Annotated in this window: 6 protein-coding genes and 1 pseudogene; 6 read left to right on the top strand and 1 reads right to left on the bottom strand. The window is 64.9% G+C overall.

The annotated features are described in order from the left end of the window. Window positions 1-192 precede the first annotated feature (192 nt). Window positions 193-846 (top strand): transposase, encoded by a 654-nt coding sequence (locus H5395_RS19630; protein WP_370576498.1) that lies wholly within the window; start codon window positions 193-195, stop codon window positions 844-846. A 17-nt stretch (window positions 847-863) separates the two neighbouring features. On the opposite strand, the gene H5395_RS17220 is transcribed toward H5395_RS19630, so the two are convergent. After that, window positions 864-2,333 carry an APC family permease gene (locus H5395_RS17220; RefSeq protein ID WP_255440787.1) on the bottom strand — a complete coding sequence of 490 codons (1,470 nt, stop codon included), beginning with the start codon at window positions 2,331-2,333 and terminating at the stop codon, window positions 864-866. Window positions 2,334-2,854: 521 nt separating this feature from the next. Between H5395_RS17220 and H5395_RS17215 the strand changes: the two are divergent. The 5 genes and pseudogenes from H5395_RS17215 to H5395_RS17195 all read left to right on the top strand — a co-directional run. After that, window positions 2,855-3,004: pseudogene (locus H5395_RS17215) on the top strand (IS256 family transposase); the annotation flags it as partial. Window positions 3,005-3,559: 555 nt separating this feature from the next. After that, the gene (locus H5395_RS17210) at window positions 3,560-4,504 is read left to right on the top strand and encodes a mechanosensitive ion channel family protein (RefSeq protein ID WP_234450802.1); all 945 of its coding nucleotides are present in this window, start codon (window positions 3,560-3,562) and stop codon (window positions 4,502-4,504) included. Between the two features lie 246 nt (window positions 4,505-4,750). Then, window positions 4,751-5,710 (top strand): aldo/keto reductase, encoded by a 960-nt coding sequence (locus H5395_RS17205; protein WP_182793756.1) that lies wholly within the window; start codon window positions 4,751-4,753, stop codon window positions 5,708-5,710. Continuing rightward, window positions 5,670-6,239 carry a hypothetical protein gene (locus tag H5395_RS18610; protein ID WP_220495108.1) on the top strand — a complete coding sequence of 190 codons (570 nt, stop codon included), beginning with the start codon at window positions 5,670-5,672 and terminating at the stop codon, window positions 6,237-6,239. Before H5395_RS17205 ends, H5395_RS18610 begins: the two co-directional genes overlap by 41 nt. A 564-nt stretch (window positions 6,240-6,803) precedes the next feature. Further along, window positions 6,804-7,166, top strand: a complete 363-nt coding sequence (locus tag H5395_RS17195; protein WP_182793755.1) for a hypothetical protein — start codon at window positions 6,804-6,806, stop codon at window positions 7,164-7,166. Window positions 7,167-7,337: the final 171 nt, after the last annotated feature.

The raw sequence follows: 7,337 nt of genomic DNA, 5'->3' as shown, positions 1-7,337 counted from the left end.
CCGGATCGTCGCCCTTCATCCTGAGCATCCCTTCGCGGGCAGCCGGATGCTGAAGGGCCTGTTGCGGGCGGAGGAACACGAACCGGGCCGGCTTCACGTCTGCCCGCTGAGGAAGGGGATGGCGAGCGCGGCGCTCTGGCGCCCGAACACGTCAAAGCCCCGGCGCCGGGCCACAAGATCTCTCCTTGCCTGGTGCGCCATCCGGCGGTGACGGGGCCAGACCAGGTCTGGACGATGGACATCACCTCCATTCCGATGGCGAGGGGCTTTGTCCACCTGACCACCGTCCTCGGCTGGTTCAGCCGCAAGGTCCTCGCCCGGCGGCTGGCGATCACGCGGTCACCGGACTTCTGCATCGAGACCCTGAAGGACGCGCTCGGCCGCTCCGGCCGACCGGAGATCTTCAACAGCGACCAGGGCTCGCAGTTCACCGGTGTGGCGTTCATCACGGCGCTGAAGAACGCCGAGATCGCCATCAGCATGGACGGCAGGGGGTCGGCCCATACGCCGAGGGCGCGGCAACGCCTTCGTCGAGCGGCGCTGGCGGACGGTGAACCGAAGGACCCCGCAGCGAAATACGAGAAGGTGTCCCTGCGCCCCTGGGGCAGCGTCTCGGGACCGGGGCCTCGATTGGCCGCTATGTGGGCTTCTCCAACAGCACCAGGCCGCATTCGTCGCCCGGCGGGCAGACGCCTGATCAGGCCTGTCTCAGCCAGCCGATGCCAATCCCGGCGGCGGCGCAACCAGGACGGAAATCCATTTGGCAGGACACCCGACACTGGTCAGACGAAGCAAAACAGATCTGGCGAACTATCGTCGATGATCAGCGTCCACGCAGCGGAGTAGCGTTCAGCTGCTTACAATCAGTTTCTCGGGGCGTCGCCGTGATGCTCTCGCATCTGCTCCACATCGCCCATGCTGCCCGGAGAAGGCTTCTTGCGCAGCACCCGGTTCCACAGCCAGGTTGCCGCCCAGAGGAGCAGGCCCATGGCAAGCAGCCACCCGGCGATGCGATACTGGTCCATCTGCGCCGCGCTTCTTGCCCAAGGACCGACCAGGAAGGCGCAGGTCGCCGCGCCGATCCAGGGCGTGATCATGGGCGCGCGGAAATGGGCATGGCCGGCCGGGTGCTTGCGCAGCACGATCAGCGAGATGTTGACGACCGTGAACACGCAAAGCAGCAGCAGCGACGTGGTTCCCCCCAGCAGGCTGACGGCGGGCAGGTCGGATCGGGTGACGACGAAATAGATCAGCCCGAAGGCCAGCGCCGTCGTGAACAGGATCGCAACCCAGGGCGTGCGCCGGCGGTGATGGACCAGCCCGAGGCCGTGCGGCAGAACCCCCTGGCGCGCCAGGCCATAGATGAGCCTGCTGGCCATCAGCATGTTGATGAGCGCCGAGTTCGCCACCGCAAACATGCCGATGAAGGGAAAGATCGTGTCGAAGGGCAGGTTCGGCGCGCCCGCACGCACCACCTGCGTCAGGGCAGAGCCCTTGTTCGGATCCGACAGATCACCCACGGGCACCAGAGCCACGGCGCAGATCGAAACAAGGATGTAGATGACGCCCGTGATAGCCAGCCCCGTCAGCATGATGCGCGGGAAGATGCGGACGGGGTCCTTGACCTCCTCGGCCATGTTGACCGAATCCTCGAAGCCGACCATCGCGAAGAAGGCCAGAGCGGTGGCGGCGGTCAGGGACAGGAAGGCGCCCTTTTCCTCGGAGGACTGGAAGACCATCACTTCGGAAAAATCCGCCCGTCCCTGCGCCATGGCATAGAAGCCGACAAAGATGATCATCAGCAGGCCGGTCAGTTCCACGCAGGTCAGGACGACGTTCGCCTTCACGCTTTCGCCCACGCCGCGCAGGTTGATCACCGCCACAAGCGCCATGAAGCCCAAGGCGACCAGCAGGATACCGGTGCTGCCCTTCTGGAAACCCAGCCCGAAGCCGTCATTCAGGAAGCCTGCAAAGGCATTCGACGCGGTCGAGGCCGAGGTGATGCCGGAACACATCACAGTAAAGGCCACGAGGAATGTCAGGAAATGAATGCCGAAGGCGCGATGTGCGTAAAGCGCGGCTCCGGCCGCCTGCGGATAGCGCGTGACCAGTTCCAGATACGAGAGAGCCGTGATGGTCGCGACCAGGAAGGCCAGAAGGAACGGGGCCCAGGCGGCACCTCCGACCTCGGCCGCGACAGTGCCGGTCAGGGCATAGACGCCCGTTCCCAAGATGTCGCCGACGATGAACAGCAACAACAGCTTCGGTCCCATGACGCGATGCAGTTCAGGCTGATGTGGCGGAGCGGCCTCGGTCGGATACGAGTCAGACATATCGCCCTCTCAACTGGCTTCCATCTCAGAATGTGCGCCAAGTTGCATGGCGGCAAGAAAATTCACCTGCCGTCATGTGGCACAGGTCCAGAGGGTTCTTCCCCCGCGGGGCCAGTCGGACGGGCTGGAAGGCGCGCGTCGCCTCCATGTCACCGCGGTAAGGTGTTCTTCCACCGATGGGTTGTCCATCTGCAGGGTGTCCCACGCTGCTCAGGTCGCCGCCTTCAAGTGCTGCAAAGGACACCGGGGCCGCTTTTGGCCGGGCCTGCCAGTTCCGTCCTGCCCTTCTGAAGCAGCCCGGCCCCCGGCCCGGTGGACGCGGCTCTGCTGTTGAATGCCTTGTATGCGTTCGGGTGGAGTTCTCGCGCCGCGCCTGGATGCTCACCGGCCAGCCTCGCACGGTGCGCCCGTGAGCGGAGTTCCATCATCGCACCAGCACCACCGGCAATTGGACCTATTGCAGGATCACCGTGGTCGTCGAGCTGTCCATCAGGCTGCGGATGCGGGTGACCTCACCCGCGAACGATGGTGCCATCATCCGTTCCGTCGGCGCACTGTTGCGCGAACGGAACGATGAATGGGCCGTCCAGCGCGCCCGCTGCATGGCGCTGGAAACGATCAGGGCAATGCGGGCTGATCCTGTCATCAGTCTGCCCGCTGCAACATCCTGATCAAGCAGGCGCGCGCCAGACATCACGGTGACGACCAGCTACAACACGTCATCGGACAGCATCCGACCAGGCGCAGCCGGATGTTCCGGGCCATGCTTTCCACTGTTGCCACGCAGGCTGCCCCTACCGTCCTGCGGGCGACCTGCCCTTCCGGCAAGACGGGGGGTAGCGGCCGGACACTCGTTCCACGCTTCAAAGCAACCTGTTGAAATTAAATATTTTATAACTATATCAATTATAACGGGCCACAGGGCCTGAATCTTTCACGAACTGTAACAAGGGTGAGGCGCATGGGCAGACCTGCGGGATCGTTGCGCGGTGATAAGGCGCATGTTCCACCCCGATCGCGATAGCTGCGGCCTGCAGCGGACGCGGTCGGGGTGATTGCTCGTATCCGTCCTTCTGCAACCACAGGTGACCCCGTGAAACTGCCTTATCCTCCTGCGAAATGTTCCCGTTGCGGCAACCGCGTGCCCCGCGCCGCCGCGCACCGCTGCCCCCTCTGCCGCACGCCCTTCGGCCAACTGCCCGTTCGTGCCACGATCGAGGACTGCCTTGACCAGGGCTGACCTGATCCCTTCACGCACGCAGCGCCGCTCTGCCCTCGTCACCTTCATCGCCCTGACCCTGCTGGCCGTCCTTGCCAAGCCGCTGGTCGCCCTGCTGCCGGCGGAACTGGGTCTCGCCTGGCTGAGCAGCCCCCTGCAAAGGGGGCTCATCTCGCTTGCGCTCTTTGCGGGGGTGCACCTGTTCTACCTGCTGGCGCTCAATCGGCTGGTCGAGCGGCCCAGGGGCAAGCGCCCGGTGCCCAAGGTGGCGCTGGACTTGCTGCGGGCGGTGCTGTTCGCCCTGGCGACGCTGGCCAGCCTGTCGCTGATCTTCCGGCAGAATCTGTCCGGCATCCTGACCGGCTCGGGGCTGGTGCTGGCGGTGCTGGGCTTTGCCGTCCGCAACGTCGTGGCCGACGTCTTCTCGGGGCTGGCGCTGGGGTTCGAGGCGCCCTTCCGCATCGGCGACTGGGTCCGGATCGAAACGCTTGCCCAAGGCCGAGTGCAGGAGATCGGCTGGCGCACGACGCGGCTGGTGACCCGTGACAGCACCTATGTGATCCTGCCCAACAGCCAGATCTCGCGCCAGCGGATCACCAACTTCAGTGCCCCCCGCCAGGAATACCGCGACCATGTCGAACTGACCCTGCCCGGAGACCTGCCGGTCGCCGAGGCGCGGGCGATGATCGACGAGGCGCTGGTTGCGATGCGCCCCATGACGACCGGCTCGCCGCCCGAGGTGCAGGTTTTCAGCTATGGCCCGGCGGGGATCACCTACCGGGTAAAATACTGGGTGCCGCGCCACGACCGCGAACTCGCATGCCGGGCCGAGATCTTCGCCCGTATCGACGCCGCACTGCGCGGAAAGGGCATCCGGCTGTCGCCCGACCCCATGATCCTGCAAAGCCTGCCCCCTGCCCCGGCCGAGGCCGAGGTGGAGGGCGCGGCATAGCCCTGTCCCGGCAGGCAGGCAGGGCTGGCGATCTGCTGAGCCGCCCCGGCTCTCCGCATTGGCGCCTTCCGGATGAGAAGCCATTTGAGGGCGTGCTGGCTGCCCCCTTTTCACGATGCCCGGCGCTGCGGAATGATGGCGACATCCTTCTGAAGCAAAGGCCCTGTCGGTGGTTTCGGTCCTGCCGTCCTTGACCCCCACGACCGGGCGCGCTTCTCTGCCGCACCGCGGCACAGGAGGGGGCAGATGGAACAGAAACGGCTCGGCAACCGTGATGTCGGGGCCATCGGCTTCGGCACCATGAGCTTTGGCGGGATCTTCGGTCCCACGGACGAGGCGACCTCGCTGGCCTGCCTCGACGCGGCGATGGAGGCCGGCATCACCCATTTCGACACGGCCGATATCTACGGCATGGGCCTGTCGGAACGGATCATGGGCAAGTGGGGGCGCCGGGACACCCACCTGGCCACCAAATGCGGCATCGTCACCGGGCCGCCGCGGACGGTGCGCAACGACGAGGCCTATATCCGCCAGTGTCTCGAAGCCTCGCTGCGGCGGCTCGGGCGCGAGCATGTGGATCTCTACTACATCCACCGCCGCCAGCCCGAGATCCCGATCGAGGATCTGGCCGGAACGATGGGCAGGCTGGTCGAGGAGGGAAAGATCGGCGGCTATGGTCTTTCCGAGGTCGCGCCATCGACCCTGCGCCGCGCCCATGCCGAGCATCCGGTGACCGCGGTGCAGAACGAATTCTCGCTCTGGACGCGCCTGCCGCAGCTTGGCCTGATCCAGGCCTGCAGGGAACTGGGCGTGGCCTTCGTCGCTTTTTCCCCGCTCGGACGTGGCATGTTCGGGAGCGAGCCCCTGAGGGGGGATTTCCGCGCCGTCATCGACTTCCGCGACACCAACCCGCGTTTCACCCAGCCGAACTTCTCGGCCAACCTTACGGCCATCGCGCCCTTCCGCGCCCTCTGCGCCGGGCGGGGCTGGACGGTTCCGGGCGCGGCACTTGCCTGGGTCTTGGCGCAGGGGGATCACATCATCCCGATCCCGGGCACGCGCAGGGCAGAGCATCTGCGCGACTGGCAGGTTCCGGATCTCGGCTCCGACGACATTGCAGAGATCGAGCGCATCCTTCCCGCGGGGTTTGCCCATGGCGACCGCTATGGCGATCACCAGATGGCCTTCGTGGAGCGTTATTGCTGAAGGTCATCACCGGCGTGTGGCTGCGGAACGCTCTGAATGGACGCAATACTTGGTTCGCCGAGTATTTTCCAACGCCCGCCAGTCAAACGTCATCCAAGCTGAGCGCCACAGCCCGGCATATGGCGAGGCGAACCCTCAGGCCACGACTGTCGGCGGCATCTTCGGCTATTCGCATACGGCGGGCGGCTATGACGGGGGACAGGCGGAATATGGGCGGGTGCCCTATGCCGACGTGGGGCCGACGCTGATCCCCGACTGGATGGACCCGGACGATGCCGTGCTGCTGACCGACGTGGCGCCCACCGGCTACCAGGCCGCGGAATCAGACCTCTCCATCCTCGCCCTTGCGCTCCGCAGCAATACGGTCGAGCAGAACCTTCTCGATGAAAGCCGCGTGCTTTTGCATCGCCTGCAGGTGCAGCTCCATGTTCGTCAAGGTTTTCTCCATCCTGGCAAAGGTATCCGTGATCCGGCGCCGCTGGTTCTGGCTCTCGCCCGGCTCAGTCATCGAACCTACTCATCTGGATAAGGTTAATCATGCGCAGCACCAGCGCGTGCACGGTCACGCGGAGACTGGTCACGGTCATCATGCCCTCCAGTGGGACGTTACAAGTGACGTCCTCGGTTACGGCCAAGTCCCCCTTCTCTGACCGTAGCGTAGCGCAGGCAACCCGCGCCCTGCTACATGGAAGGTGCTGGTGATCGTGAAGATGTGCTGGCAATGATCACCGACCGGACAATGAAGGCGTCGTCCCCGTTGCTCTCGAAGAGCTGAGGCAGGTCATCCAATATGTCCTGATGCGAGTTGTGGAGCACCGGTCCCGCAAAGGAACCTTGCGGTCGCCAGGTCGGTTCACCCGCCGACCGCAGCAGGACAACAAGAAGACGATCAAGCCACCCAATGCATCTCTACTTGCCGAAGTGCTGACTGCCGCTCTCGTCCTGCCCGCCGCAGCGGAGGCACCGACCCAGACCGGGTCACCCAATGAGGTCGCCCCGTCATCCCACGAACGCGTTCCTGCCGGGCTTTCCCGAGGAGCTTGACGGCATGGCTCGTTCCTCCATTCAGAGTCGCCCGCAGGAGGGCCGGAACATGGCAACCTACCGCACCCCGGAGGACGACCGGAACATGCAGGTGCTGCTCTATCCGCTCAACGAACGCGGGATCGAGGGCAATGTTGATCGCGCCCAAGCCCACCTGGCTGGAGGCGAGATCCCTGTGACCCGCGAGAGCGTGGACAGCCAAGCCGGCAATGCGATGGACTACATGACCCCGCGGGTGGACGAACTCGGCTACAACTTCTGTGTGGTTGAGATCCACGGACGCGCACTCAACGTGCAGATTGGCGATGTGGTCTCGTCAGACATGGAGAAGCTTCCCCAAGACGTGGTCGAGCGCGCGTACAGGCTCGCTGGCAAGATCGTGGATGCCGTCGCGGGTGCGCCGGCCGATTGAGTCTGCGCCGTGCCCCGGTGGGAGGACCTTGTGAGCGGCGGAAAGAGAGTGTCTGATCTTCTGTGTATGACTGACCCGGTCCATGCTTCCTGAGAGGAGCAAGGACGATGACGATTTCCAACGAGCTGCTGGACGAGTTGCTGAAGGGCTGCAAGCGGCCCGAGGATCTGC

The organism is Paracoccus sp. MC1854 (genome assembly GCF_014164635.1).
Lineage (GTDB): Bacteria > Pseudomonadota > Alphaproteobacteria > Rhodobacterales > Rhodobacteraceae > Paracoccus.
This window is presented reverse-complemented; position numbering and strand designations above follow the sequence as displayed.